The 252-nt window shown below is 42.1% G+C and carries 1 pseudogene; it reads left to right on the forward strand.

Annotated features, from left to right (window positions below):
- Positions 1 to 218, forward strand: a pseudogene (locus tag DC366_RS20740) (hypothetical protein); the annotation flags it as partial.
- Positions 219 to 252 lie beyond the last annotated feature (34 nt).

The following is a 252-nucleotide window of genomic DNA, read 5'->3' on the forward strand; positions in this document are numbered from 1 at the left end:
TAAGAGATATGGAAGTCGGCATCCCAGCGGATGGGCGACGGAAGACGTTTACTATTTCAGACCGGAAAGAAGCAATTCGTGCAGCTTGTCATCTGGCGCAGGCACATGACGTAATTTTGGTAGCTGGCAAGGGGCACGAGAATTATCAGGAGATCAATGGGATACGACATCATTTTGACGATAAGGAAATATTAACAGAAACGTTTAACGAGCAATAACCTATGTTATATTATTTAGTTCAATATCTTGAAC

Origin of the sequence: Pelagivirga sediminicola (assembly GCF_003072125.1) — a bacterium.
Classification (GTDB): Bacteria; Pseudomonadota; Alphaproteobacteria; order Rhodobacterales; family Rhodobacteraceae; genus Roseovarius; species Roseovarius sediminicola.